Genomic DNA, 25836 nt, shown 5'->3' with positions numbered 1-25836 from the left:
TGAAAGCGCTCCTGCCGCTCGTCAGGCCGCCAGTTGGATCTCCACCCGGAGCAGCTGGCGGCCGATGAGGAAGTGGTCCCCGTTGTCCACGAACACCGGACCCGTCAGCCGGATGAACGTGCCGTTGGACGAACCCACGTCCCGCACTCGCAGGCGGTCCTGCTTCACACTCAGCAGCGCGTGACGCCCCGAGACGAAGCCGTCCGTGGGAAAGGTGATCTCCCCCTGCTCGCGCCCCAGCTGGTTGTCGCCTTCCTTGAGCGGGAAGGCCGCCCCGCGCAGCCCCCCCTCCAGGATCTGCACCAGCCGCAGCCGGTAGCCTGGATCCGCCGAGCCCCAGATGTGCGCGCCGCCCGGGCCCACCGCCGCGGCCGGAATGGGCTCGAGCACCAGCCGCTGCCGCCCCAGGCGCAGCTCTCCGCCCACCGGTAGCTCGCGCTCCTGGCGCAGGCGCACGAACACGCCGTTGGCGCCTCCCACGTCCTCCACCGCCAGCCGCCCTCCCGAGAAGAAGAAGCGCGCCTGCTCGGGCATGATGAAGGGATCATCCGTCAGCGCCAGGTCCCCCTGGGGGCCGCAGGTGAGGGTGTCCCCCGTCATCCGCACCACCGACTCGGGGCCGCCGTCCGCCCGCACCACCCGGAGGGCCACCTGGGGCCTGGCCGCCAGCTTCGGCGCGGCCATCACCATGGTGCCGGAGCGCATGGGCGAGCCACAGGCATGGCAGGTGGAGGCGTTATCGGGGTTCTCGGCGTCGCAACGGGGGCAGAAGGAGGCCATGGCGGGCTGAGGTACATATCAAGCCCCGCCGGGGGTTGCTCGGGCGTTGAACATCGCCCGTCCACCTTGCGGGCGACCCGACGCTCGTGGGAAGTTCGGGGCCCCCACACCCGATTCCTCCGCATTCCGGGAAGCCCCACTTGCATTGCCCCAGCTGCGGCGCCGACGCCGGTGACGTCTCCAAGTATTGCCCCTCCTGCGACGCCCCCCTCTCCAGTGGGGAGCCGGACGAGTACACCGGCCGTACCATCGCCCAGAAGTACCAGGTGGAAGCCCTCATCGGTGAGGGCGGCATGGGCAAGGTGTACCGCGCCCGCCAGGTGGCCCTGGACAAGCTCGTGGTGCTCAAGGTGCTGCGCCACACGCTCCTGGGTGATGACCGCACCGTCGCCCGCTTCAAGCGCGAGGCCAAGGCCGCCAGCCGCCTCAACCACGCCAACTCCATCAGCATCCTCGACTTCGGCATCGCCGAGGACGGCGCGCTCTTCATCGCGATGGAGTTCGTCCCGGGGCAGGACCTGCACACCGTGCTCAGCAAGGACGGTCCGCTCCCCGAGCAGCGCATCGTCCGCATCGTCAGCCAGGTGCTCTCCGCCCTCTACGACGCGCACAACGCCGGCGTCATCCACCGGGACTTGAAGCCCGAGAACATCATGGTGGAGCAGCGCCGCAACGAGCCGGACTTCGTGAAGGTGCTCGACTTCGGCATCGCGAAGATCCAGGACGCCGAAGGGGAGGGGCCCGCCCTCACGCGCACCGGCTTCGTCTGCGGCACCCCCGAGTACATGTCCCCCGAGCAGGCCCGCGGCGCCACGTTGGATCACCGCTCGGACCTGTACGCCGTGGGCGTCATCCTCTACCAGCTCCTCACCGGCCGGCTCCCCTTCGAGTCCGACTCGGCCGTGGGCTACGCCACCAAGCACCTCACCGAGGAGCCCCTCCCGCCGTCGCGCAAGCGCTCGGACATCCGCGTGTCGCCGGCCATGGAGCGGCTCATCATGCGGGCCCTCTCCAAGAGCCCGGATGACCGGCCGCAGGACGCCGAGGCCTTCAAGGCCGAGCTGCTCGCCGTGGAGAAGGAGCGCGAGCGCCGCGCCACTGCCGCGCCGCCCGTCCGCCGCGGGGGTCCCGCCCAGGGCGTGCTCGCGCCGCTGCCGCGCAGGGCCACGCCGCCTCCCTCGGGTGTGAGCACGGATGTCACCGCTCCGGGTTGGGGCGGCGAGTCCGATGCCACCGTGCGCGCCATGCCCGAGCGCATGCAGCCCATGTCCGAGCGCATGCCGCCCGGTGCCGCCCTGGCCCGGGCCTCGGCGGAGCGTACGCAGCTCGCCCCTCCGAGCCGGCCCGCTCCAGAGCGCGAGCGGCCCCACCCCGCGCCCCTCGCCTCCGTGCGTTCCGCGACCGATCGCTTCCCCCCGGAGCGCTCTCCGCTCGAGCGCGCCACCACCGAGCGTTCGCTCGTGGAGCGCTCGCAGACGCCTGACACGGCGATCATGCACGACAAGACGGAGGCCATCGTCGCCACCATCCCCGACGCGGGTGGCAACTTCGGCTTCCTCAAGGCCTTCGTGCTCACCCTGGCGCTGGTGACGCTCGGCCTGGTGGGCTGGTGGCTGTACACGAACTGGCGCAACCAGGCCCAGGAGCAGCCCTTCGTTCCGCCGAAGAACGCCCCCATCCCGGGCCAGGAGTCCGGAGCCCTGGTGCCCGCCCCGGGCGCGCCGCTCCACGAGCAGGACATCCCGAGCGACAAGCGCAACCCCCGGGAGGCTCAGCGGCGGCAGCAGGCCGGGTACGCCGCCTTCAAGAATGGCGACCTCGAAGCCGCCGCCACCGAGTACTCGGCCGCCTTCGCCGCCGCTCCGTCGCCGGAGCTGTCGTTGATTCTGGGCGAGGTGTACTGGGCGCTCGACAAGCACGACGAGGCGCGCGCCTGGTGGAAGCGCCACCTGCGGGACCTGCCGGCCTCCCAGGCTCGTGCCACCCTGCTGAGCAAGGAGCCGCAGCTGGCTTCGGCCGCCGGGAGCCGCTAGCGGAACACGGGGGTGAAGACCCTCACCCCCGCCCTCTCCCAGAGGGAGCGGGAGCGCCACCGGTCCTCAGCCCATCAGCTCGACCTGGACGATGTGCTGGCCCAGGCGCACCCGATCCCCGGGACGCAGCGGCCGCTCCATCGAGGGCGCAATCCGCACATAGGTGCCGAGGCCTCCGGAGAGGTCTCGCAGCTGGGCCCCCGCGGGCGTGAAGCTCAGCTCGCAGTGCCGGCCCGCAAGACCCTCCTCCTGCGGATAGCTGAAGTCGCAGTTGGCCTGCCCGATGGTCAGCAGCGGCGCGGACGTCACCACCGTACGGCCGCTGCGCCCACCCACCAGGACCTCCTCGACGCCATAGACACCCTGCCCGGGAGGGACGGGGGCACCGTAGACGGTAGGGCGCCCGGCGAGGGGCGGTGGGGCCTCGAGCTTGCCGAGGAAGCGGAAGAGGCGCTGGCCCGCACTGAAGAAGGACATGGGCGGGATCGTCTCGGCACCGGGGATGGTGACATAGACGCCCGAGGCGCTGGACTCATCGCGCACATGCAGCACGTTGTCCTTGATGAGGAAGGTGGCGTGCTGGGCGGAGACGAAGACGTCGTCCGCGAAGAGGATGGCCCCGCGGGTCCGGCCCACGGTGCAGCCGGTGACGGGCAGCTTGAAGCGCTGGCCCCGGGTGGAACCGGCGACCACGGCCAGCCCGAAGCGCGAGGCGGCGGGAACGGGACGGGCTCCCGAGGCGGGCACGGCCGGCTTGGGCGCGGCCACGGGAGGTGCCGAGGGCGGCGCGGCCGGGCGCGTCAAGGGCAGGGGCGCCGCCGGGGAGCGGGGCGCGGCCACTCCAGGCGCGGCGCGGGAGGCCAGCGGAATCCCCCCGGCCGAGGCCACGGGGGGCGGGGTCCGGGAGGCGGCCGGCCGCAGACCGGGCGGGGACTCGGGCGGACGGCCGAGCCCTGGGGGCACGCGGGGGGTACTGGCGCCGGGCTTGCCCGGAGAGGAGGCGGGCGGGGTCCTCGAAGGTGGCGGCTTCGCCGTGGCCGGCGCCTCGCTCAGCGAGGTGCCGCAGCTCGCGCAGACCTCGGCGCGAGGGGGGTTGTAGCCGTCACAGTTCGGGCAGACCACGGCTAGGGCGGACAGCAGGAGCTGTGACATGGGCAGATCGACTCTAGGAGTGGCTGTAACGCCGGGTCAACGAAAGCGAGTCCCGCGCGAATCCCGAGGTTGTGACGTTGCCCCCCCTGGGGGCGGCAGTTAGCATTGCTGACGATTCGATGATTCGCCTCAACGACATCCTCCAGCGGGTTGCCTCCTATCATCCGGACCCCGATCTGGACATCATCAAGAAGGCGTACGTCTACTCGGCCAAGGTTCATCAGGGCCAACTACGCAAGTCGGGAGAGCCTTATCTCATCCACCCGCTCGAGGTCGCTGGCCTCCTGGCGGAGCTGAAGCTGGATGAGGCCTCCATTGTCACGGGCCTGCTCCACGACACCATCGAGGACACGCTCGCCACGTCCGAGGAGCTCACCGAGCTCTTCGGCCCAGAGGTCGCCCAGCTGGTGGACGGGGTGACCAAGCTGTCCAAGTTCTCGGCCTCGGCCACGCTCTCCCAGGAGGAGAAGCAGGCGGAGAACTTCCGCAAGATGATCATCGCGATGGCGCAGGACATCCGCGTCATCCTCGTGAAGCTGGCGGACCGCACCCACAACATGCGGACGCTGGATCACATGGCCGAGGAGAAGCAGCGCCGCATCGCCCAGGAGACCCTGGACATCTACGCGCCGCTGGCCAACCGCCTGGGCATCAGCTGGATCAAGACCGAGCTGGAGGACTTGTCCTTCCGCTACGTCAAACCCCAGGACTTCCTCGCGCTGCAGGACAAGCTCAACAAGCGCAAGAAGGAGCGGGAGAAGTACATCGAGGACGTGAGCGACCTCATCCGCAGCAAGCTGGAGGAGCGCGGCCTGAAGGGCGACGTGAGCGGCCGCTTCAAGCACGTCTACAGCATCTACAAGAAGATGAAGTCGCAGGGGATCGAGTTCGAGCAGATCCACGACATCATCGCCTTCCGCATCCTCATGCCCGCGGTGCCCAGCTGCTACGAGGCGCTGGGCCTGGTGCACCAGCTGTGGAAGCCGGTGCCGGGCCGCTTCAAGGACTTCATCGCCATCCCCAAGCCCAACATGTACCAGTCGTTGCACACGACGGTGGTGGGGCCGCTGGGCGAGCGCATCGAGGTGCAGATCCGCACCCCGGAGATGCACAAGGTGGCCGAGGAGGGCATCGCGGCGCACTGGGCGTACAAGGAGGGCAAGGCCCTCACCGTCAGCAAGGACGACGAGAAGTTCGCCTGGCTGCGCCAGCTCATGGAGTGGCAGCAGGACCTCAAGGATCCCAAGGAGTTCCTCGAGACGGTGAAGGTGGACCTCTTCACCGACGAGGTCTTCGTCTTCACCCCGAAGGGGGACGTGAAGAGCCTGCCGCGCGGGGCCACGCCGGTGGACTTCGCCTACGCCATCCACTCGGACGTGGGTGGCCGGTGCGTGGGCGCCAAGGTGAACGGGAAGATCGTCCCGCTGCGCTACAAGCTGAAGAACGGGGACACGGTGGAGGTGCTCACCAGCCCCCAGGCGCACCCGTCCAAGGACTGGCTCACCTTCGTCAAGACGAGCCGGGCCCAGCAGCGCATCCGTGCCTTCATCAAGCAGCAGCAGCGCGAGAAGAGCCTGCAGCTGGGGCGCGAGCTGCTGGAGCGGGAGCTCAAGCGCTACCAGCTCAACTTCAACAAGCTGCTGAAGACCGGCGCGTTGAAGAAGACGTGCGAGGAGCTCGGCTTCCGGGTGGAGGACGATCTGCTGGTGGCCCTGGGCTACGGCAAGGTGGTGCCCAACCAGGTGATTGTCCGCGTGGTGCCGCCGGAGAAGCTGGCGGCCAGCACCGGTGATGGCAAGCCCGGCTCGGCGGAGGCCCAGGGCTCGAGCAGCGGCGGCACGAGCAGCTCCAGCATGCTGCCGGGGCTGTCGAGGGTCACCGACTTCGCCAAGAAGCTGGTGGGGAAGCAGAGCAGCAGCGGGGTGCAGATTGGCGGCGTGGACGACGTGCTGGTGCGCTTCGGCCGGTGCTGCAACCCGGTGCCGGGAGACCCCATCGCGGGCTTCATCACCCGGGGCCGGGGCGTGACGGTGCACACGGTGGGCTGCGACAAGGCGCTGGCCACGGATCCCGAGCGTCGCGTGGACGTGTCGTGGGACGTGCGGGGCGACTTCAAGCGGCCCGTCACCCTGCGCGTGCTGACGGCGGACCGGACGGGCCTGCTGGCGGACATCTCCAACACCTTCTCGAAGAAGGGCGTGAACATCTCCCAGGCCAACTGCCGGGCCACGGGGGATGACCGGGCGGTGAACACCTTCGAGGTCACCATCTCCGACCTCAAGCAGCTCACCGACCTGATGCGCACCATCGAGCGTCTGCCGGGCGTTTACTCCGTCGAGCGCATCTGAGAATCGGAGGACGGGCGCTGTCACTCCTCTCCCTCTCCCCCCGGGAGAGGGCCGGGGTGAGGGTGCCCGTCACCGTTCTCCACTCCGCGCCCCAGTCGTCCGAGGGGTTGGCCGCCCGCCGTGCAGATGCTAGAGCCGCCGCGGACGCGCGGCCGCTCCCGGCCGCCTCGTCTCCGAGGTGAACTCATGGCTCGCAAGATTGTGCACTCCGACGACGCGCCCAAGGCGATTGGCCCCTATTCGCAGGCGGTGCAGGTGGACTCCGGGAAGATGACCTTCCTGTCCGGGCAGATCCCCCTGAACCCCAAGACGATGCAGATGGTGGAGGGGGACGTCGTCGACCAGTCCGAGCAGGTGATGAAGAACCTGGAGGCGGTGCTGAAGGCCGCGGGCCTGGACTTCTCGCACGTGGTGCGCTGCACCATCTTCCTCACGGACCTGGGTGACTTCGCCAAGGTGAACGAGGTCTACGGCCGCTACTTCACCGGGGCGCCCCCGGCCCGCGCCACCGTGCAGGTGGCCGCGCTGCCCCGCGGCTCCAAGGTGGAGATCGACGCCATCGCCGTGTCCTGAGGGAGCGCCCCGCCCCGCAAAGAGAAAGGCCGCCGGACCCGATTGGTCCGACGGCCTTTTTCATTCACGGGACGCGGGGATTACTTCTGGTCCGCCGCGACGGTGCCCTTCTTCTTCGACAGCTCCTCGTCGATGACGCGCTTGAAGGCCTCGAAGGGCTGCGCGCCGACGACCGAGCGGCCGTTGATGAAGAAGGTGGGGGTGCCGTTGACGCCCACGCGGGTGGCCTCGTTCATGTCCGCGGTGACCTGGGCGTCGAACTTGCCCGAGTCCAGCGCGGCCTTGAACTGGTTCATGTTCAGGCCCAGCTCCTGCGCGTACTTCTCGAGCGAGGCGCGATCCAGGGCGCGCTGATTCTGGAACAGCTTGTCGTGGTACTCCCAGAACTTGCCCTGCTCGTTGGCGGCCAGCGCGGCGGCGGCGGCCGGCTTGGCGTTGGCGTGGAAGGGCAGCGGCTGGTTCTTGAAGGCCACGCGGACCTTGCCCTTGTACTCGTCCTCGATCTGCTTGAGCGTGGGCAGCACGCGGCCGCAGAAGGGGCACTCGAAGTCGGAGAAGGCCACAATGGTGATCGGGGCGTTCTTGGCGCCACGCGACGGGGCGTTGCCGACCTCGATGTTCTGCACGGGCGGCTCGGCCGGGGCCTGCGCCTGGGGAGCGGAGCCGTTGGACTTCACGCCCTCCTCGATCAGCTTGGCGTACAGGTCCGCGGACCTGGTGCCAGCGGCCAGCAGCTTGTCGGCGCGGGCCTTCTCGTCCTCGATGATGCGCTTGAAGCTCTCGAAGGGCTGGGCGCCCACGAACTCACGGCCGTTGACGAAGAACGTCGGGGTGCCATTGGCGCCCACCGCGGCGCCGGCGGCGGCGTCCGCCTCCACCTTCGCGCGGAACTTGCCGGTGTCGAGCGCGCTCTTGAACTGGGCCATGTTCAGCCCCAGCTCCTGGGCGTACTTCTCGAGGTTGGCGCGATCCAGGGCCTTCTGATTGGAGAACAGCTTGTCGTGGTACTCCCAGAACTTGCCCTGCTCATGGGCGGCCATGGAGGCCTCGGCGGCGCCCTTGGCGTTCGGGTGGAAGGACAGCGGCTGGTGGCGGAACACCACGCGCACGTCCTTGGGGTACGTCTCCTTGATCTGCTTGAGCGTCGGGCCGACGCGGCTGCAGAAGGGGCACTCGAAGTCGGACCACTCGACGATGGTGACCTTGGCGTCCTTGGGGCCGAAGGAGGGGGCGTCGGCGGGGAACTCCACCTTGCGGTAGGCCTGGGCCGGAGCCTGCTGCTCCTGCGGGGCCTTGCTGGGCGCGGACTCCACACCCTTGGCGATGATGGCGGCGTACACCTGGCTGGCGGGGGTGCCCGAGCGCGTCAGGGCCTCGGCCTTGCCGAGTTCCTCGTCGATCAGCGCCTTGAAGTTGTCGATGGGCTGGGCGCCGGAGAGGAAGCGGCCGTTGATGAAGAAGGCCGGGGTGCCGTTGGCGCCGAGCTTGCCGGCGAGGGCCTGGTCCCGGTCGATGATGGCGGTGAACTCCGGCTTGGCCATGTCCGCCTTCCAGCGGGCGATGTTCAGGCCGAGCTCCTCGGCGTACTTCTCGAGGTTCACGTCCTCGAGCGCCTTCGCGTTGGCGAAGAGCTTCTCGTGGTACTCCCAGTACTTGCCCTGCTCACCGGCGGCCATGGCGGCCAGCGCGGCGGGCTTGGCGCGCGGGTGGAAGGAGAGGGGGTTCTGCTTCATGACCACGCGCAGCTTGCTGCCGTAGTCCTTCTGGAGCTGCTTCACCGTCGCGTCGGCGCGGGAGCAGAAGGGGCACTGGTAGTCGGAGAACTCGACGAGCGTGACGAGCGCGTCCGCGCTGCCCTTGGTGGGCGAGCCGTCGATGGGCACCTTGAAGACGGTGGGGTCCACCTGCCGGGCATTGTTCGGGCGAGGCGCGTTGGCGGCAGCGGCCGCCGTGGGCTTGTTGGCAGCGGGGGAAGACGTGGTGCCGCCATTGATGGCGCGGCCGCCAGCGAATCCCAGCACCAGGCCCACCAGCAGGGCCACGATCACATTGGGTTTCATGAGTCTGTTCTGCTCCTAAGTACGTCGTCAGGTCCGACTACGATCCCGGGCTTTATCAAGTCAGCAGGGCGCGGGTAGATAACAGAGCCCGTTCCGAGCACGCAAGGCGGGCAGGCGTGCGCGGACTGGGTGAAGACGCCACCCAGGGCCCCGGAAACACAAGGGTTTTCGGCGAAAATTCCTCCAGCCACTCCCACGCTCCAGGCCTACACTGGGCCCATGCAGCCAGACGTGCGCGTGGACGCCTCGGGGACCTTCTGCCCCGTTCCCATCCTGGAGATCGCCAAGGCCGTTCGCCGGCTCGCCCCGGGGACGCTGGTGGAGTTGGTGGCGACCGACCCCGGGGTGCAGTCCGATCTGCCCGCGTGGTGCGAGGCCACCGGCCACGCCCTGCTCGGCCTGGAGAGGCGCGGGGCGGCCTGGGTGGCCTGGGTCCGCAAGGCGGACGGAGGGGCGTGAGAGCGAGCGGGGCACCATCGGTACGCTGGTGACATGAACCGCCCCGGAGTTTCACCCCGGATTTTCCGGGGGATTTTTTCCGCCCCACGGGGGCCTGCCCGCTACGTGAGCTGCAGCACCCGCTCCTCCAGCCGGCGGCCCCTCGAGACGCCCAGGATGAGCACCCCGGTCTGCAGCAGGTGGCCCACCACGCGGCTGATGACCTCCTCGGGCTTGTGGCCCTGGCCGTCGAAGCGGACGTGCAGCAGCGTCTCGCCCTCCATGCGCGCAGAGGTGACGCCGGGCAGGGCCTCGAGCTCCGGGACGATGACGGTGCCGCGGGCCACCTGGACGCGGAACTCGGCGGACTGGCCGGTGAGCTCGGCCATGGTGCCGGCCTGCGCCAGCCTGCCCTTGTCGAGGATGGCCGCCGCGTCGCACAGCTGCTCCAGCTCCTGGAGGTTGTGGCTGGAGACCACCACCGTGGTGTGCTGGTCCTTCAGGTCGCGGATGACCTGACGCACCTGGTTGGCGATGCGCGGATCCAACCCGGCGGTGGGCTCGTCGAGCAGCACCAGCGGCGGACGGCCCATCAGCGCCTGTGCCAGGGCCGTGCGCTTGGCCATGCCATGCGACAGCGCGTGCGTCTCCACGCCCCACGCCTCGATGAGGCCCACCCGCTCGAGGCACGTGCGCGCCTCCTGCTCGGGGTTGGCCACGCCGCTCAACTGGGCCCAGTACGTGAGCAGGGGCCCCACCTTCCAGCCTCCGGGCAGGATGGCGTCCTGGGGCAGCACGCCGATCTTCCCCTTGAGGGCACCGTCCTCGCGGGGGTCCACCCCCATCACCCGCAGCGTGCCGCTGCTGGGGCGCAGGTAGCCGCACATCATGGAGAAGGTGGTCGTCTTCCCCGCGCCGTTGGGGCCGATCAGCCCGTACACCTCGCCCCGGTTGACGGACAGGCTCACCCCGTCCACCGCCACCTTGGCTCCGAAACGCCGGGTGACCTCGACGATCTCGATGGCGCGCTCGCTCACAGGTCCCTCTCCCGCAGGATGACGATGGCGCCGCCGAGGAACAGCAGCGTGAAGAAGACATAGGCCAGGCCGCTCACCGCGAACTCGGCGAGCCCCGGGTGCAGCAGGCCATTGGCGTAGTGCGACGGCGACAGGTAGCGCACGTACGCCACCGGGCTGTCCTTCTCGGCGAAGCCGCCGATCAGGTTCACCAGCCAGAAGCCGAAGAGCACGAAGATGTTGACCACGAGGCTCAGCGCCGGCGCGCGGAACAGGCTGGAGCACAGCGTGGTGAGCGCCAGGTACGAGAGCGAGAACACCATCGCCGCCAGCCAGAACTTCAGCAGGTTGAACGTGAAGGACCCGAAGGTGAAGTCCGGCGTGGTGAGCCAGGCGTAGACGAAGATGCCCGCGTCGATGATGAGCACCAGCCCCAACAGCACCGTGGCCTGCGACAGGAACCTGCCCAGCAGCAGCGACAGGCGCCGGGCTCGCACGGTGAGGTAGCGGATGGAGCGCGGGCCCACCTCGCCGCTCACCTGATCGAAGCCCATGATCGCCACGTAGAGCGGCAGGAAGAAGAGGGTGGCCTTGAAGACCACCACCACCACCAGCGGCACCTGCGACAGGGCCTCCATCACGGCCTGGTCGCCTCCCACCAGGAACCCGAGGAAGCCCTTGCGGAACTCCGCGGTCACCTGGTCGGCCGCCGCGGCGTTCGCACCGGCCTGGGCGATCTGCATGTCCAGTTGCTCACGCAGCGCCCGGGTGATGCCGCCCACCACCAGCAGCACCAGCATGGAGAACAGGCTGTAGAGCGCCAGCAGCGCCAGCACACGGGCGCTGCGGAGCGTGCGGCGGCACTCGGCGCTCCAGATCACTGCAGTCTCATTCAAGACGTTCAAGGCGGGTGAACCCTACCGGGCCCAGAAAGGGCTCGCCAGGATTCTCGCTCTCCAGGGGAACATCCGCGGCGGAATGGACGTCTCCGCAAGGGCGGGTACCATGCCCACCCCCCCACCTCCTCTCGCGCGACGGTTCTGCATGACGCTCCCCCGGGCCCTCCCCGCCACGCTGCTCCTCCCCCTGTTCCTCCTGCTCGTCGGTGCGGATGATGGCCGCCCCGTGGAGGAGGGCACCGCGCCGGTGGCCGAGACCGCCTCCCCGGAGGCCAGTCAGGCGGAGGCGAGCGCCGCCGGAGCCAAGGACGGCGACGGGAGCGGGGAGCCGCTGGGGCTCGTCCCGCCCGTGCCGGTGCCCTCGCGGGAGTCGGATCCGCCCATCACCCGCCTGCGCTCCCTGACGGCGAAGCAGGACGTGCTCGCCCGCGCCAAGAAGGACGCGCAGGGGCGTCTGGTGGTGCCGGGGCCCCAGGGCGACGTGCCGCTGACCATCGACCCGGTCCTCCAGTCGCAGCTCACCGGCATCCTCTCGCAGTACCGGGTGCCCTATGGGGCGGTGGTGGTGCTGGAGCCCTCCACGGGCCGCGTGCTCGCCATGGCCGAGCACTCGCGGGCCCAGCCGGGGCTGCGCGGCCTGGCCACGCGCGCGGTGTTCCCCGCGGCCAGCATCTTCAAGATCGTCACCGGCGCCGCGCTGCTGGAGGCCGGGGTGACGCCCGCGGACGAGACGTGCTTCCACGGCGGCAAGCGGCGGCTCTCCGAGAAGCTGCTGCAGGACAGCGCGCGGGATGGCCAGTGCCACTCGCTGGCCGACGCCATGGGCAAGAGCGCCAACGTCATCTTCGCCAAGCTGACGCAGCGCTACCTGTCGCCCAAGGCGCTCAAGCACGCGGCGGCCCGTTTCCACTTCAACCGGGAGCTGTCCTTCCCGGTGCCCACGGACGTGTCGCTCGCCGCCGTGCCGGACGAGGACGAGTTCCGCTTCGCCCAGACGGGCGCGGGCTTCGGGGACGTGTACCTCTCGCCGCTGCATGGCGCGCTGCTGGCGTCCGTGGCGGCCAACGGCGGTGTGTGGAAGGACCCCGTCCTCTTCGACACCGGCGCGGACGCCCAGGCCCACAAGCCCGCCGAGCAGGTGCTGTCTCCCGAGGTGGCGCATGCCCTGACGACGCTGATGGAGGCGACGGTGACGAAGGGCACGGCGCGCCGGACGTTCCGCGAGCGGGGCATGGGCGTGCCGGGCGCGGTGGGCAAGACGGGCACGCTGGCGGACCGCAATCCCTTCCGCGACTACTCGTGGTTCGTGGGCTTCGCGCCCAAGGACAACCCGAAGGTGGCGGTGGCGGCGGTCATCGTCAACGAGCCCATCTGGCACATCCGGGCCACGTGGCTCGGCCGCGAGGCCATGCGCCTGGGGCTGGCGCGCCTGCCTCCGGGTTCCCTCGTGGCTCCCGCGAAGGACGAGGAGCCGCAGGAGCAGGCTCCCGCGGACGAGGAGTCCGAGGAAGAGGAAGCCTCCTCCGAGCCGGTGGCCGGCGCTCACGCCGAGCCGGGCAGCAAGGCGGCGATGACGCGGCCCTGAGCTCCCTCTCCCCCTGGAGAGGGTAGGGGTGAGGGTCGTCCCCGAGCGCGGGAACCCGCGACCGGCTACGGTGTCTCCATCCGCAGAGGGGGGCACTCCATGGAGCCGGGTTCCGCGCGGTCACCTCACGTCCTGCAGTGGTTTTTGCTGTCCCTCGGGGTCCTGGCCTTCATCGGCGTCACGGGCGTCGTGGGGATGCGGCTCGTGGCGCGCTTGCTGCCCGGGCACCATTGCTGTGCCCCCGTGAACGAGGCGAAGGCGAACCTGAAGGCCCTGTACATCACCGAGCGGGCCTGGGTTCAGGAGTTCGAGGCCTTCTCGGAGGACATGAACCAGATGGGGTTCGAGCCGGAACTGGGGAACCGGTACACGTATTTCTCGGCCCCCCGAGGGCGTGTGCTGACGCACAGGGAGCGCCAGGCCGCCAGGTCCAAGGCGGGCTGGTCGAGGACGATGGCCTACCAGATCATCCCCGCCGACCCGGGGAGCCCGAGGTTCCGGGGCACCTTCGAGACCTTCGCCCAGACGGGCTGTCCGCTCACGCTCGCGACGCTGCCGGATGGGACGCCCGCGGGCCTGGGAGTCACGCTCCCGGCAGATGGGTCCGGCCCGGGTGTGTTCATCGGCGCCGCGGCGGCCAACATCGACGATGACGCCACGCCAGACTGCTGGTCCATCGCCACGGTGGAGCGAGTGGCCGCCGATGGCACCCGCATCGCCCCGGGAGAGCCCTACAACGAGCTCAACGACGTGGATCGCTGAGCGGTTCGTGCTACGGGAGATCCGTGGAGACGTGGGTCACACCCTTCGAGCCGCAGCCCGCCCCTGACGCCGTCGCCGGGTCCTTCCCGAGCCCCTTCGACGAGCTCGGGCCCCACGCCCTGGCGCGCCGGGCCGCGGAGTTGTTGCAGGCGGAGTTCCGGGCGGGCTTCGTCGCCCCGGGGATTCCGGCCTCGCTGCTCGACGGTCCCGAGGGCGGCAAGATGTTCGGCGTGCTGGTCGTGCGGGCACCCGATGGACGCATCGGATTCCTCCGCTCCTTCTCCGGCATGCTCGCCGGGCGATGGGAGGTTCCGGGCTTCGTCCCGCCGCTCTTCGACCGTGAGGCTCGCGAGCGGGTGGAGCCCGCGGGTGAGGCCGTGGTGAAGGCACTGCTCGCCCGCGCCGAGGAGATGAGGACCTCGCCGGAGCTCGTGGGGCTCCGGGCCACCCATGAAGCGCAGCAGGCGCGCCATGCCTCGGACCGCGCGGAGCTGCGCGCCCGGCACGAGGAGAAGAAGCGGCGGCGCCACACGCGCCGGGCCGAGCTGGAGTCCTCGGCATCACTCACGGCGGAGGAGAAGCGCGCGGCCCTCCACGCGCTCGATCAGGAGAGCCGGGGCGACAAGGCCGAGAAGCGCCGGATGGACGCGGCCCAGGAGGCCGAACGCCTGGCCATCGAGCCCAGGTTGTCGCGGCTGGAGCGTCGCCTGCGGGCCCTCGACCGTCTGCGGTGGATCGTCTGCCGCGCGATCATGAAGCGGCTCCACGACACCTATGGGGTGCCCAATGCCCGGGGCGAGCGCCGTCCACTCCGGGCCCTGTACGCCCCCGCGGAGCCGCCCTCGGGTGCCGCCGATTGCGCGGCCCCGAAGCTCCTCGCCCATGCCTTCGCGCACGGCCTGCGCCCGCTGGCCCTCGCCGAGTTCTGGTGGGGGACGCCACCGCCCTCGGGGGGCCGTGCCGCCGGGGCGTTCTACGCGGCCTGCCGCGACAAGTGCGCGCCCCTGCTTCCCTTCATGCTGGAGGGCCTGCGCGTCGACCCCCCGAGGATCTTCGCGCCACCGCCCGCCGTGACCGAAGGCCTGTCCGTCGTCTTCGAGGACGCCTGGATCGTCGTGGTCGACAAGCCCGAGGGCCTGCTCTCCGTGCCCGCGAGGGACACCTCGGTGACGGACTCGGTGCTCGCCCGGCTCCGGGCCCGCTACCCGCATGCGACGGGCCCGCTGCTCGTGCACCGGCTCGACCTGGACACCTCGGGTCTGCTCGTCGCGGCGCTCGACTCCCGGACGCACGCGGCCCTGCAACGGCAGTTCGCCCAGCGGGAGATCCACAAGCGCTACGTGGCCTGGGTCGAGGGGCTCGTCCGGGAAGAGGAGGGCACCATCGACTTCCCCATGCGCGTCGACCTCGATGACCGGCCCCGGCAGATCCACGACCCCGTGCACGGCAAGCCCGCGGTGACGCGGTGGCGGGTGCTCGAGCGGCGCGGACAGCGCACCCGGGTGGCCTTCTTCCCCCTCACCGGGAGGACCCACCAGCTGCGCGTCCACGCGGCGCATCCGCTCGGGCTCGGCGCCCCCATCGTCGGGGATCGCCTCTACGGCCACGAGGACGTCCGCCTGCATCTGCACGCGGAGTCGCTCTCGTTCCTGCACCCGGAGACGGGCCGGCCCGTCTCCTTCGAGCGGCCGGCACCGTTCTGACCGGTGCGACGGTTCAGCGCGGGGTGAGCTTCACCAGTCCGCCGTCCACGAAGGACTGGAAGTACTTCAGCGCCTCCAGTTCCTTGAGCGGGGACATGGAGATGATGGCGCCGAGGTCTCGCTTGCCGTCGATGCGCGACAGCAGGTAGCGCTCGGGGGTGCTCAGCTGAAGCGTCTTGAGCTGCGCCGCGGACATCAGCAGCGAGGGCACCTGGGGCTTGTCCAGCATCTCCCGGCGCAGCGCGCCCACCAGCGCGGCCTCCGCCGAGCGCAGCAGCGCCTCCGTCTCCGGCGTGGGCTCCATCTCGTGCGCCCGGCGCGCCAGCGCCTCGCCGTCCCGGAAGTTGCCGTTCTCCAGGTAGGACTGCGCCGCCTGGATGACCTCGCTCGTGGGGGACTCGGTGCCGATCACCTCCATGTCCACCACCTGCGCCTCGTCCTCCTCCTCCGAGGGCGCGGGCCGCTGGCGTCCCGGCGGCGGCGTGGCCGACACCTTCACCGCCTCCAGCCGGTGGAGCGCGTACAGCCGCTGGTACACCAGGAAGTCCGAGGCGTGCAGCACCTTGGCCATCTCGTCGATGGTCAGCCCCTCGCGGATGCGCTTCACCAGCTTCGCGTCCAGGGTGCCCGGCCGGGGCGGCTCCGGCAGCCGGCCCTCGTCCACCGTCAGGTACAGGTTGCCCGAGGGGAACGCCGCCCGGATGGACTGCCAGGCCGTCTCGCGGAAGTCGCCCTCGCGGCGCACCTCCGCCAGGTCCACCCGCGTGTCCACGCCCTCCACCTCCGCCACCGCCCCCGTGTCGAAGGAGAACTCGCCTTCCTCCCAGCGGAACATGTCCAGCAGCGTCTCGCGGAACTTCAGGGAGAGCGTGGCGCGCACCGTCGGCTCGGGTACCAGCCCCGTCATGACGATGATCTTCCCCAGCGGCACCTGCGTCTCGCGCTGGGTGGCGTAGGCCTTGCTGAACTGCTCCTCGCTCAGGTGCCCCATGTTGATGAGGAACTGGCCGAGGAACTCGCGCGGCTGGTTGGAGCTGGCGCTGATCACCTGTCCGGCCCGCACGAGGATGAGCTTGCGCACGCCCGCCCGCATGACCCGCAGCGTGCCCGTGAGCCGCCGGCCGCCGAGGTAGGCGACCAGATCCCTCAACGGCATCGTCGAGAAGTCACCTGACAGGCCGCGCATGACGTCACATCCTTCTGCCGAATGATTGTCCGACTCTACTCGAAACCGAACTGTTGCCTCTGCGACCAGGCGAAGGAAGTCCTGGAGCGGGTCCGCGAGCGCATCCCCTTCGACCTGGTGGAGGAGGACATTCGCGCCGATCCCGCCACCTTCGCGGCGTACCGCTACGACATCCCCGTGGTCATCATCGACGGCCGGGACACCTTCAAGCTCCGGCTGGAGGAATCCGAGGTCGAGGCGTGCCTCCGGAGGGCACTCCATGGCACGCCGGTTGCTCATTCCAGGGAGCATGGGGAGTAACTCCCTTCCCACCCTCAGGAAAAACAGGGGGATGCGAAGGGGCGGCGGCGGGTAGGGCTGTAAACCTGGGGAGAACGCCGGAGGAACGATGGGGAAAAAGGTTCTGGCCGGACGGGGGACACGGTGGCGTTGAGGAGCAAGCACAAAAGGGCGGATCAGCCACTGACGGTGTTGGTGGTGGAGCCGAGGGCGGGAGACCTGGAGCGCACGAGGGTGGTGCTGGGTGAGGCGGGCTTTCGGGTGGTGCCGGTGACGCGCTTCGACGCGGCGGGGCCGCTGTTCGAGGCCATCCGGCCGGACGCGGTGGTGCTGGCGGCGCAGGCCCCGGACTACGCGGCGGTGTCGGTGGCGCGGCGGCTGCGGCAGATGGGCCGGGGCGCGGTCCCCATGCTGTACCTGGTGGACGCGGGCGAGCCGGACACCTGGCGGCACTGCCTGGAGAAGGGGCTGTGCGTGGACATCGTGCCGCGCAGTGGCTCGGGCGAGGAGCTGGTGCTGCGCCTGCGCGCCCAGCTGCGCCTCAAGGCCTCCGTGCGCCGGGCGATGCTGCCGGAGGACGCGGGCTCGGCGGCCATTCATGATCCGCTCACCGGGCTCTACAACCGCACCTTCCTGCTGGAGCTCATGGCCCTGGAGACGCGGCGCATCGAGCGCTTCGGCGGCAGCTTCTCGGTGGTGGCGGGGGCGCTCGACGACTTCCGCGCCCTGCGCAAGGAGTCCGGCAGGGGCCTGGCCGAGCGCCTGCTCGTGTACTGCGCGGTGGTGTTCGGCCAGACGGTGCGCGAGGCGGACGTGGTGGCGCGCGTGGGCGAGGACGAGTTCGCGGTGCTGCTGCCGGGGACACCGGCGGAGGGCGTGCCGGACGTGATGGCGCGCGTGGGCGAGCGCTTCGCCCTGGCGCGGCTGCAGGTGGAGGGCAAGGTGCTGCGCCCCTCGTTGGCGTTGGGGGCGGTGAGCTACCCGGACGTGATGGGATCGCCGGTGCAACTGCTGACCCAGGCGCTGCAGTCGCTGCGCAGGGCGCGCGAGGAGCGCCGGAGCGGCACCGGAATGGGACTGACGGTCTGAGCGAGGGATGAGCCCGGCGGTGGGCGTCCCACGGAGTGAATCGAGATGGACAGGGTGAGGGGAGGCGAGGGGATGGATCGGATCGCGGTGCTGGTGGTGGACGACGAGGAGCAGGTGAGGACGTTCCTCGGCGAGCTGCTGGGCAGCTCGGGGTACCAGGTGCGCTGCGCGTCGAGTGGCTCCCAGGCGCTGGAGATGCTCTCCGGTGGCTCGTTCGACGTGGTGCTGCTGGACGTGATGATGCCGGAGATGAGTGGCCTGGAGGTGCTGCGGCGCTACCGGGCCTCCGGCGGCGGTGCACCCGTCATCGTGCTCTCGGCGCTCTCGGGCGCGGAGGACGCGATGCGCGCCATGAAGATGGGCGCCAGCGACTACCTGTCCAAACCCTTCAGCAGTGACGAGCTCGAGGACGCGATGAGCCGGGCGCTCGGCAGCCGCATGCCGGCGCGTCAGGCCGCGGCGGCCCAGGCGGCGGCGGCGGGGGCGTCGCGCGAGGAGGCGAGCGGTGAGCGGATCCTCATCTCGCACTCGCCGGCCATGCGCAAGGTGCGCGCGCTGGTGGAGCGCATCGCGGACACGGACGTGCCGGTGCTGCTGCTGGGCGAGTCCGGGACGGGCAAGGAGGTGATTGCCCGCGAGGTCCACGCGCGCAGCAACCGGCGCAACCGGCCGTTCATCAAGGTGAACTGCGCGGCGCTTCCGGGCGAGCTGCTGGAGAGCGAGCTCTTCGGCCACGAGCGCGGCGCCTTCACGGGCGCCACGGCGGAGAAGCCGGGCAAGTTCGAGCTGGCGGACCAGGGCACCATCTTCCTGGACGAGATCGGCGAGATGGCGATCCGCCTGCAGGCCAAGCTGCTGCAGGTGTTGCAGGACGAGGAGTTCTTCCGGGTGGGCGGCAAGAAGAGCGTCCGGGTGGACAGCCGCGTGGTGGTGGCGACGAACCGGGAGCTGGAGCGGGAGATCGAGCTGGGCAACTTCCGCGAGGATCTCTTCTACCGCCTGAACGTGGTGGCGATCCGGCTGCCGGCGCTGCGCGAGCGGCCGGAGGACGTGGTGCCGCTGACGGACCACTTCCTGAAGAAGTACGGGCGCCAGTACATGAGCGGGGTGGCGGAGCTGCCGCCCGAGGTGCTGAGGGCCTTCACGGAGTACGAGTGGCCGGGCAACGTGCGCGAGCTGGAGAACATGGTGCGCCGGCTGTGCGTGCTGAAGGATCCGACGCTGGTGCTGGACGAGCTGCGCTCGGGAGGCCGTACGCCGGCGAGTGCGCCGTCGCTGCCGACGTCGTACGCGGGAGACGGGGACGTGGAGCCGCCCGCGCCGACGATGCGGACGCCGGTGCCGGTGGCGGCGGTTCCGGTGCCGGTGGCGGGTCCGGGCGGAGCGGTGCAGGTGCTGGAGATGTCGGCGCGCGGGGCGGTGCCCGCGGCGGAGGTGCCGGTGAACCAGGTGGTGGCGCAGCCGAAGTACGCGAATCCGTTCGACGTGCCGCAGCCGCCGCCTCCGCCGCCGACGGTGCCGGAAGGGGAGATGTCGCTGAAGGACATCGGCAAGCGGGCGGCGATGCTGGCGGAGCGGGAGGCGATCCTGGCGATGCTGCAGCGCACGGCGTGGAACAAGCGCCGGGCGGCGAGCAAGCTGCGCATCAGCTACAAGGCGCTGCTCTACAAGATCAAGGAATGCGGCATCGTGGACCCGAGGGCCTCGGCCGAGTTCTGAGCCACCACCCCTCTCCCTCTGGGAGAGGGACGGGGTGAGGGTATACAGGCCCTTGAATTGAGCCCCATGTGCCACCACTCTGGCGCATGGGGCTTTTTCCGTCTCAGGTCAGCCCTTGTCCCGGCGGACCTGGACCTTCTTGCCGCGCAGGGTGGCCTGACGGAGCGCGGTGATGATCTGCTCGGCGAGGGGCTCGGGCACCTCGACGAGGGAGTAGTTGTCACCGATCTCGATGGCGCCGATGCGCCGGCCCTCGACGCCGGCCTCACCGGCGATGGCACCGACGAGGTCCGCGGGCCGGACCCCGGCCTGCCGTCCCACGCCGATGAACAGCCGGGCCATGTCGAAGTCCTGCGACGGAGGGCCCGCGCGCCGCTTGTCACCCTTGGGCCCCTTGGGACCCGGACCCGGCCGATCGCCGAACCCGGGGCGGGCCGCGGCCCGGGCGTTCTTGCCGGGCTTGGGGGGCTTCTCCGAGGGCGGGGGCAGCGCGGGGATGTCCTGCTCGGCCTCGTCGCGGCCCTCGGCCTGCGCGTCGTGGATGAGCTTCACGGCGGCGGCGGCCACATCCACCAGGTCGAACTCGGAGCCGAGGCTCTCCACCACGGAGCGGTAGGAGTCGAGCTCGCCGGCCACGAGGGCCTCGCGCAGGGAGGCGCGCACCAGCTCGAGGCGGCGGGCGCGCAGATCGGCCACGGTGGGCACGGTGGCGATTTCGATCTTCTGGCCGGTGAGCTTCTCGATGTTGCGCAGCAGCCGGTGCTCGCGAGGCTCGGCGAGGGTGATGGCGACGCCCTCGCGCCCGGCGCGGCCGGTGCGGCCGATGCGGTGCACATAGGCCTCGGGGGCATTGGGCACGTCGTAGTTGACGACGTGGGACAGCTTCTCGATGTCCAGTCCACGAGCGGCCACGTCGGTGGCGATCAGCAGATCCACGGCGTGCGTCTTGAACTGCTTGAGGACGCGGTCGCGCTGGGCCTGATCCATGCCGCCATGGAGGGCCTGGGCGCGCCAGCCGTGGCCGTTGAGGGAGACGGTGAGCTCATCCACCTCGGTGCGGGTGCGGCAGAAGACGATGGCGGCGGTGGGGGCCTCCACATCGAGCACGCGTCCGAGCGTGGCGGCCTTGAAGGCGCGCGGGACGATGTAGGCCGTCTGGCGCACGCGGGGGCCGGTCCCGGGGGCCAGCTTCTCCTTCGCGATGCGCACGTGCACGGGCTGGTGCAGGTGGCGCTCGGCGATGGAGGCGATGCGGGGGGGCAGGGTGGCGGAGAAGAGGGCGGTCTGGTGCCCCTCGGGGGTGGCCTCGAGGATGGCCTCGAGGTCCTCGGCGAAGCCCATGTCGAGCATCTCGTCGGCCTCGTCGAGCACGACGGTGCGCACGGAGTCGAGCAGGAGGGACTGGCGCTTGAGGTGATCCAGGGCGCGGCCGGGGGTGGCGACGATGACGTCCACGCCGCGCTTGAGCACGCGCAGCTGCTGGCCGATGGGCTGGCCGCCGTAGAGGGGGAGCACGGTGACGCCGAGCTTCTGGCCGTAGCGGTGGATGGCCTCGGCCACCTGCATGGCGAGCTCGCGGGTGGGGACGAGCACGAGCGCGGAGGTGGAGAAGGCCGCGAGCTTGCCGGGGGTAATCCTCTGGAGGAGCGGCAGGGAGAATGCGGCCGTCTTGCCGGTGCCGGTGGCGGCGATGCCGAGCAGATCCTTGCCCGCGAGGAGGGGCGGGAGGGCGGCGCGCTGGATGGGGGTGGGTTCCTCGTAACCAAGGCCGCTGAGTGCCTCCACGAGGGCGGACCCGAGGCCCAGTTGTTCGAAAGTCGGAATGTTCTCGGTAGAGGTGCTCACGATGGAGCGGGCTTGTACCACCCCTGCCGCCCGAGGTCTCCCGCTGTGTGCAGGGGGGGGCGGGATGAGGGCACTGCCCGCCGAGGCTGGACGGGCACCTGGCGCCAGGCGCTCGCCGCCAGCAGTCTCGACGGTGCCCTCGAGCTACCTGTAGCTTCGAGTCGAGGTCCCGCGATGGGGGCCAGAACCAGGAGGCCCCTCATGCCTCAGCCAGGACACAAGCCAGGGTCTTTCGTGAGAATGGCCCTCGCCGATGGCTCCTTCGGGTACGGAAGGCTGCTCGAATCCCCTTATGTGGCCTTCTATCAACACAGAACGATGAGTCCGGATTCTGATCTGGACGGGATCGGCACGAGACCCGTGCTCTTCAAGACGGCTGTCCGCCACCTGGCCCTGGATGCGTGGGAACTCATCGGGTGGAGAGCGCTCGAGGAGCACCTGTGTCGGCCGCTCGTCCGATTCATGCAGGACGTGGGAGACTTCCGCCGCTGCACGATCTTCGACACGGCTGGTCACAGCAGGGCCGCCGAACCCCAGGAATGTGTGGGCCTCGAGCGGGCCGCAGTCTGGGAACAGGACTCCATCGAGGAACGCCTGCTCGATAACCTCCTGGGGCGGACCAATGCGGCTGAGGAGCACCTGAAGGTACGGCTACGTTAGGTTGTCCCTGGGTGCTCACGCCGCCGAGGCGGTCTCGGCCACTTCCTTCAGTGTCAGCACGAAGCGAGCGCCTCCCTCGGGCCGGTTCTCCGCGGTGAGCGTCCCCCCGGTGCGGCTGACGTACTCGTGGCAGAGCGCCAGCCCCAGCCCGGTGCCCTTTCCGGGCGGTTTGGTGGTGAAGAAGGGCTCGAAGAGCCGCGGCAGCGCCTCGGGCGGAATTCCCGTGCCGTTGTCCTCCACCTCCAGCCGTACCCCGCCGTCCGTCGGTCTGGCCCGGACGACGATGCGGGCCCGGCGGGGAGGCACTGCTTCCTCCACCGCGTCCGCCGCGTTCAGCAGCAGGTTCACCAGCACCTGCACCAGGTGCCGCTGCCCCAGCCCCACCTCGGGCAGGCTCGGCGTGGCGTCCACCTCCACCGCGCCCAGGCTGCGCAGGCGCACCGACGCCAGCCGCCGGGCCTCCTCGATGGCCTCCAGCGGCGAGCCCGGCTCGCTGGACGTGTGGCCCTCCCGGGAGAAGCGCCGGAGATCCGTGACGATCTGCTGGATGCGCAGGACGCCCTGCCGCGTCTCGTCCAGCAGCTCGCGCAGCTCCGCCTTGTTCTCGTAGCCCTCCGCGTCCAGCAGCTCCCGCTCGAGGTAGTGCAGGTTGGACTTCACGAAGGCGAGGGGATTGTTCACCTCATGCGCCACCCCGGAGGCGAGCTGACCCACCAGCACCAGCCGCTCCACCTCGGAACGCTCGCGCTCGGCGCGGAGCCGGAGGCGCTCGCTCACGGCCAGCTGCTCCAATGCCTTCAGCCGCTGCTCCTGCGCCACCTTCTCCGCTTCCCGGAGCCGCCGGTAGGTGCGCCCGCCGTAGAGGCCGAAGGCCCCGACGCAGCCAAACACGACGACCTGGTGCAGCCAGGCGCGCGGAGGGACTCCCGCCAGGACGTTCAACACCGCCACCGCGCCCAGCATGCCCACGTAGGACACCAGCGTCGGCAGGCGGGAGTCCGGGGCGAACAGCGCGATGATGAGGGGCGCACAGACGATCGCCACGAAGAAGGGGCTCGCCGGTCCGCCGGTGAAATGGATGAGCGCCGAGACCGCGGGGACGCACACCATCGCGGCCACGGTGCCCGCGAGCCAGGGGGCCAGTAGTCCCCTGCCCACACCTGCTCCGAGCAGCAGGTAGCTCAGTCCCCAGAGCAGCTGCACGAGCGCCAGCTCGGGGAGCACGGTACCGGTGATCAGGAGGCGCACGAGGGGGATCGCCAGGATCATGCTCGCGGAGACGAAGAAGATCCTCCGCTTGACTCGGAGCGGGGCCTGGAGCGCGGTGTCATCTGCGAGCATCGAAGTGAACGCTGCCACGTCGCGGTGCTCCGGCGGCACGGCGGCGCCAGGGAGGTGCCCCCACAAACATCCGATTTAGAACACCCTGGAGCGCGTCTCAGGACGGCAACGGGAGGGCGAAGAGGAAGGTGCTGCCATGCCCTGGCTGGCTCTCGACCCACACCCTGCCGCCGTGTCCCTGGATGATGCCCTTGACGATGGCCAGCCCCAGCCCCAGCCCGGTGGTGCCCCGGGCCTCGGCGGCCCGCCAGTACCGGTCGAAGACATGGGGCAGCTGCTCGGGCTTGAGCCCGGGCCCGGTATCGCTCACCGAGAAGACGAACTGGCCGTCCCGGGGGAAGGTGCTGAGCACGACCCGGCCACCGGCCGGGGTGAACTTCAGCGCGTTGCACAGCAGGTTGGAGAGCACCTGGAGGATGCGCTGGCGGTCGCACCTCACCTGGGGGCTGCCCTCCAGGGGCCGCAGCTCCACCTCCACCCCGCGCTGCCTTCCCAGCGGCTCGGCCAGCTCCATCGCCTCGTTCAGCAGCTCGCCCACGGACTGGGGTTGAAGCTCGAGGGACAGCTTTCCCGTCTCGATGACGACCATGTCCACCATGTCCATGAGCAGGTGCTCCATGTGGCGCGCCATGTGCTGGAGGGCCTTGGCGTCCGCCTGCGTGGTGGTGTCCCCCGCCTTGGAGGCCTTGCGCTCCATGGAGATCGAGCGCAGCAGGAGGGCATTGAGCGGGTTGCGCAGATCATGCGTGACCATGGCCATCATCTCCTGCCGGAGCCGGAGCGCGTCGCGGGCCTGCTCGTGCAGGCGGGCGCTCTCGAGCGCCAGCGCCGTCAACCGTGCCAGCTCCAGGGCCGCCACCCGCTCCTCCTCCTCGTAGCGGAAGCCCGGGCGGGTGGAGACGAGCACGAGCACCCCCGACAGCCGCTGGCGCGCCATGATCGGGACCACGAGGTAGGCGTACGGCTCGAGGCCGAGCAACCACCTGGCCACCCGCGCGTCCTCCATGCGCGCGGCCGCCCGCAGCGGCGTCGTCTGTCCCTCCAGCACCTGGCCCGAGCGCAGGGCCTGCAAGGCCGGCTCCCACCAGGAGGCGGGCGGCTGGTAGTGCCGCAGCTCCGGCGGGAGGGCCTCGAGCTCCAGGGACTGCGGCGAGAGGGCCATGTGCCAGGGGCTCCCTTCCTCCAGCAGGCGCAGCAGGCACAAGGAGCCGAGCTGCTTCACCGCCACGGGCGGCACGGCCTCCAGCACCTGCGTCTGGCTCAGCGAGCCCACCAGCACCCCGCTCGCCTCCGTCAGCAGCTCCAGGAGGATCTCGGCCCGCTTGCGCCGCGTCACCTCCCGCAGGAGCGACAGGTGGCGTCCTGGGATGATGTGGGCCTTGGCGGCGTACTCCACGAAGAGCCGCCGTCCTCCCTGGCCGCGCAGCTCGAACTCACCCTTCTGGGCGCCCTGCTCGAGGAATTGGTGCCAGAGCCCGCTCGTGTGCTCCGGCGGTACCCCCGCGAGGTCGAAGACGGTGCGGCCGAGCAGCTGGGGGAGCGGCATGCCGAGCATGTCGCAAGCGGCCGGGTTGGCCTCCAGGTACCGGGCCTCATCATCCGCGATGAGGAGGGCATCCGGCACCTGGTCGAAGATGGCCCGCAGGTAGCGTTGCCCGGCCTGCAGCCGCTCCTGCTCAAGGGCCAGCCCCAGCCGCTCCGCCATCAGCCGCAGCAGCATCACCTCCTCGGGCCGGAAGCGCCGGGGGGCCCGGGTCCCCAGACAGAGGGCTCCGCGCAGGGTGCCCGGCGCCACGTGGAAGGGGATGGCCAGGAGCGCGCCCAGGCTCGTGCTCCGCAGGGCGCCCGGCAGGTGCGGGCGGGCCTCCTCCAGCTCGAGCGGGTGTCCGGACTCCATCGCCCGGGCCGCCATCCAGGTGCAGAGGTACGGCTCCGGGGCGCACCGCTCCCGGGGCTCCCCCCGGGTGGCGCGCAGCAGGGGCCCTCCTGGCTCCTTCAGCACCAGGGCTCCCAGGCAGCCCTCCAGTGCCTCCATTGCACAGCCGAGCGCTGCCTGCAGCCGCTGCTCGGGCTCCCCGGCCTGCTCCATCCGCTCCGTCATCCGCAGGAGCACTTCGAGCGGCGAGCCTCCTGGCGCAGTCATTGGCACGGTACCCGAACCCAAAGCAGGCCCCGCCGGAGCCTGCATCGAAACATCTCTATTCCTTGGAATGGGGGTGACTTCGGTGACGTTGCCTGGGACTTCCTGGTCTCCTCCCCCGGGCGGGGGCCTCCTTGATTCGCCGCTCGAGCGCGGGGGTCCTCCGGAATCGGAGACTCCGTGCTTCTCGATGAGCCCACGGGGGCTGTAACGGCCCTCCGGGAGGCG

20 protein-coding genes are annotated in these 25836 nt (G+C 70.4%); 11 read left to right on the top strand and 9 right to left on the bottom strand.

Translation table 11 applies throughout. The annotated features are described in order from the left end of the window. Positions 1-21: 21 nt before the first annotated feature. Positions 22-780 carry an FHA domain-containing protein gene (locus tag VFZ09_RS29685; RefSeq protein ID WP_329731066.1) on the bottom strand — a complete coding sequence of 253 codons (759 nt, stop codon included), beginning with the start codon at positions 778-780 and terminating at the stop codon, positions 22-24. A 140-nt stretch (positions 781-920) separates the two neighbouring features. On the opposite strand from VFZ09_RS29685, the gene VFZ09_RS29680 reads away from it, so the two are divergent. After that, entirely contained in the window at positions 921-2813 is a 1893-nt protein-coding gene (locus VFZ09_RS29680) for a serine/threonine-protein kinase (RefSeq protein WP_414640760.1), read from the top strand. A 66-nt stretch (positions 2814-2879) separates the two neighbouring features. Here VFZ09_RS29680 and VFZ09_RS29675 read toward each other — a convergent pair whose 3' ends face one another. After that, positions 2880-3965 carry an FHA domain-containing protein gene (locus tag VFZ09_RS29675; RefSeq protein WP_329731065.1) on the bottom strand — a complete coding sequence of 362 codons (1086 nt, stop codon included), beginning with the start codon at positions 3963-3965 and terminating at the stop codon, positions 2880-2882. 119 nt (positions 3966-4084) lie between these two features. Here VFZ09_RS29675 and VFZ09_RS29670 point away from each other — a divergent pair, with 119 nt between their 5' ends. Continuing rightward, positions 4085-6313, top strand: coding sequence for a bifunctional (p)ppGpp synthetase/guanosine-3',5'-bis(diphosphate) 3'-pyrophosphohydrolase (locus VFZ09_RS29670; protein ID WP_329731064.1), 2229 nt, complete (start codon positions 4085-4087; stop codon positions 6311-6313). A gap of 186 nt (positions 6314-6499) precedes the next feature. Further along, the gene (locus VFZ09_RS29665; RefSeq protein ID WP_329731063.1) at positions 6500-6886 is read left to right on the top strand and encodes a RidA family protein; all 387 of its coding nucleotides are present in this window, start codon (positions 6500-6502) and stop codon (positions 6884-6886) included. An 80-nt stretch (positions 6887-6966) separates the two neighbouring features. On the opposite strand, the gene VFZ09_RS29660 is transcribed toward VFZ09_RS29665, so the two are convergent. Further along, entirely contained in the window at positions 6967-8946 is a 1980-nt protein-coding gene (locus tag VFZ09_RS29660) for a DsbA family protein (RefSeq protein ID WP_329731062.1), read from the bottom strand. A 219-nt stretch (positions 8947-9165) separates the two neighbouring features. Between VFZ09_RS29660 and VFZ09_RS29655 the strand changes: the two genes are divergently transcribed. Next, positions 9166-9405 carry a sulfurtransferase TusA family protein gene (locus VFZ09_RS29655; RefSeq protein WP_329731061.1) on the top strand — a complete coding sequence of 80 codons (240 nt, stop codon included), beginning with the start codon at positions 9166-9168 and terminating at the stop codon, positions 9403-9405. 101 nt (positions 9406-9506) lie between these two features. Here VFZ09_RS29655 and VFZ09_RS29650 read toward each other — a convergent pair whose 3' ends face one another. Next, the gene (locus tag VFZ09_RS29650) at positions 9507-10421 is read right to left on the bottom strand and encodes an ABC transporter ATP-binding protein (protein ID WP_329731060.1); all 915 of its coding nucleotides are present in this window, start codon (positions 10419-10421) and stop codon (positions 9507-9509) included. Then, positions 10418-11281 carry an ABC transporter permease gene (locus VFZ09_RS29645; RefSeq protein WP_329731059.1) on the bottom strand — a complete coding sequence of 288 codons (864 nt, stop codon included), beginning with the start codon at positions 11279-11281 and terminating at the stop codon, positions 10418-10420. Before VFZ09_RS29645 ends, VFZ09_RS29650 begins: the two co-directional genes overlap by 4 nt. Before the next feature lie 163 nt (positions 11282-11444). Here VFZ09_RS29645 and VFZ09_RS29640 point away from each other — a divergent pair, with 163 nt between their 5' ends. From VFZ09_RS29640 to VFZ09_RS29630, 3 genes are all read left to right on the top strand, one after another. Continuing rightward, the gene (locus VFZ09_RS29640; protein ID WP_329731058.1) at positions 11445-12884 is read left to right on the top strand and encodes a penicillin-binding transpeptidase domain-containing protein; all 1440 of its coding nucleotides are present in this window, start codon (positions 11445-11447) and stop codon (positions 12882-12884) included. 99 nt (positions 12885-12983) lie between these two features. Then, a complete protein-coding gene (locus tag VFZ09_RS29635; protein WP_329731057.1) occupies positions 12984-13646 on the top strand; it encodes a hypothetical protein in 663 nt (220 codons plus the stop codon). Positions 13647-13669: 23 nt separating this feature from the next. Further along, entirely contained in the window at positions 13670-15349 is a 1680-nt protein-coding gene (locus tag VFZ09_RS29630; protein ID WP_329731056.1) for an RluA family pseudouridine synthase, read from the top strand. A gap of 13 nt (positions 15350-15362) precedes the next feature. Here the strand turns inward: VFZ09_RS29630 and VFZ09_RS29625 are convergent, their stop codons facing one another. Next, complete coding sequence (locus VFZ09_RS29625; protein WP_329731055.1) at positions 15363-16535, bottom strand: DUF4388 domain-containing protein; 1173 nt, start codon at positions 16533-16535, stop codon at positions 15363-15365. Positions 16536-16556: 21 nt separating this feature from the next. Between VFZ09_RS29625 and VFZ09_RS29620 the strand changes: the two genes are divergently transcribed. The 3 genes from VFZ09_RS29620 (at position 16557) to VFZ09_RS29610 (ending at position 19622) form a co-directional block, all read left to right on the top strand. Then, complete coding sequence (locus VFZ09_RS29620; protein WP_329731054.1) at positions 16557-16835, top strand: glutaredoxin family protein; 279 nt, start codon at positions 16557-16559, stop codon at positions 16833-16835. Between the two features lie 129 nt (positions 16836-16964). Beyond that, a complete protein-coding gene (locus tag VFZ09_RS29615) occupies positions 16965-17903 on the top strand; it encodes a diguanylate cyclase (RefSeq protein ID WP_329731053.1) in 939 nt (312 codons plus the stop codon). A gap of 72 nt (positions 17904-17975) precedes the next feature. Next, entirely contained in the window at positions 17976-19622 is a 1647-nt protein-coding gene (locus VFZ09_RS29610) for a sigma-54 dependent transcriptional regulator (protein ID WP_329731052.1), read from the top strand. A gap of 108 nt (positions 19623-19730) precedes the next feature. Here the strand turns inward: VFZ09_RS29610 and VFZ09_RS29605 are convergent, their stop codons facing one another. Continuing rightward, positions 19731-21467, bottom strand: coding sequence for a DEAD/DEAH box helicase (locus tag VFZ09_RS29605; protein WP_329731051.1), 1737 nt, complete (start codon positions 21465-21467; stop codon positions 19731-19733). Positions 21468-21641: 174 nt separating this feature from the next. On the opposite strand from VFZ09_RS29605, the gene VFZ09_RS29600 reads away from it, so the two are divergent. Continuing rightward, positions 21642-22127, top strand: a complete 486-nt coding sequence (locus VFZ09_RS29600) for an Imm26 family immunity protein (RefSeq protein WP_329731050.1) — start codon at positions 21642-21644, stop codon at positions 22125-22127. Between the two features lie 15 nt (positions 22128-22142). Here VFZ09_RS29600 and VFZ09_RS29595 read toward each other — a convergent pair whose 3' ends face one another. Together VFZ09_RS29595 and VFZ09_RS29590 are read right to left on the bottom strand one after the other, a co-directional pair. Next, positions 22143-23486, bottom strand: a complete 1344-nt coding sequence (locus VFZ09_RS29595; protein ID WP_329731049.1) for a sensor histidine kinase — start codon at positions 23484-23486, stop codon at positions 22143-22145. A gap of 79 nt (positions 23487-23565) precedes the next feature. Continuing rightward, on the bottom strand, positions 23566-25611 hold the full coding sequence (locus VFZ09_RS29590; protein WP_329731048.1) for an ATP-binding protein: 2046 nt from the start codon (positions 25609-25611) through the stop codon (positions 23566-23568). Positions 25612-25836 lie beyond the last annotated feature (225 nt).

Origin of the sequence: Archangium sp., from assembly GCF_036277355.1 — a bacterium.
Lineage (GTDB): Bacteria > Myxococcota > Myxococcia > Myxococcales > Myxococcaceae > Archangium.
This window is presented reverse-complemented; position numbering and strand designations above follow the sequence as displayed.

Excerpts from the sequence above, each read along its gene's own strand:
- VFZ09_RS29685 (WP_329731066.1), bottom strand. The coding sequence starts at position 780 with ATGGCCTCCTTCTGCCCCCGTTGCGACGCCGAGAACCCCGATAACGCC.
- VFZ09_RS29675 (WP_329731065.1), bottom strand. The coding sequence starts at position 3,965 with ATGTCACAGCTCCTGCTGTCCGCCCTAGCCGTGGTCTGCCCGAACTGT.
- VFZ09_RS29670 (WP_329731064.1), top strand. The coding sequence starts at position 4,085 with ATGATTCGCCTCAACGACATCCTCCAGCGGGTTGCCTCCTATCATCCG.
- VFZ09_RS29665 (WP_329731063.1), top strand. The coding sequence starts at position 6,500 with ATGGCTCGCAAGATTGTGCACTCCGACGACGCGCCCAAGGCGATTGGC.
- VFZ09_RS29660 (WP_329731062.1), bottom strand. The coding sequence starts at position 8,946 with ATGAAACCCAATGTGATCGTGGCCCTGCTGGTGGGCCTGGTGCTGGGA.
- VFZ09_RS29655 (WP_329731061.1), top strand. The coding sequence starts at position 9,166 with ATGCAGCCAGACGTGCGCGTGGACGCCTCGGGGACCTTCTGCCCCGTT.
- VFZ09_RS29640 (WP_329731058.1), top strand. The coding sequence starts at position 11,445 with ATGACGCTCCCCCGGGCCCTCCCCGCCACGCTGCTCCTCCCCCTGTTC.
- VFZ09_RS29635 (WP_329731057.1), top strand. The coding sequence starts at position 12,984 with ATGGAGCCGGGTTCCGCGCGGTCACCTCACGTCCTGCAGTGGTTTTTG.
- VFZ09_RS29625 (WP_329731055.1), bottom strand. The coding sequence starts at position 16,535 with ATGCGCGGCCTGTCAGGTGACTTCTCGACGATGCCGTTGAGGGATCTG.
- VFZ09_RS29620 (WP_329731054.1), top strand. The coding sequence starts at position 16,557 with ATGATTGTCCGACTCTACTCGAAACCGAACTGTTGCCTCTGCGACCAG.
- VFZ09_RS29610 (WP_329731052.1), top strand. The coding sequence starts at position 17,976 with ATGGATCGGATCGCGGTGCTGGTGGTGGACGACGAGGAGCAGGTGAGG.
- VFZ09_RS29600 (WP_329731050.1), top strand. The coding sequence starts at position 21,642 with ATGGGGGCCAGAACCAGGAGGCCCCTCATGCCTCAGCCAGGACACAAG.
- VFZ09_RS29590 (WP_329731048.1), bottom strand. The coding sequence starts at position 25,611 with ATGACTGCGCCAGGAGGCTCGCCGCTCGAAGTGCTCCTGCGGATGACG.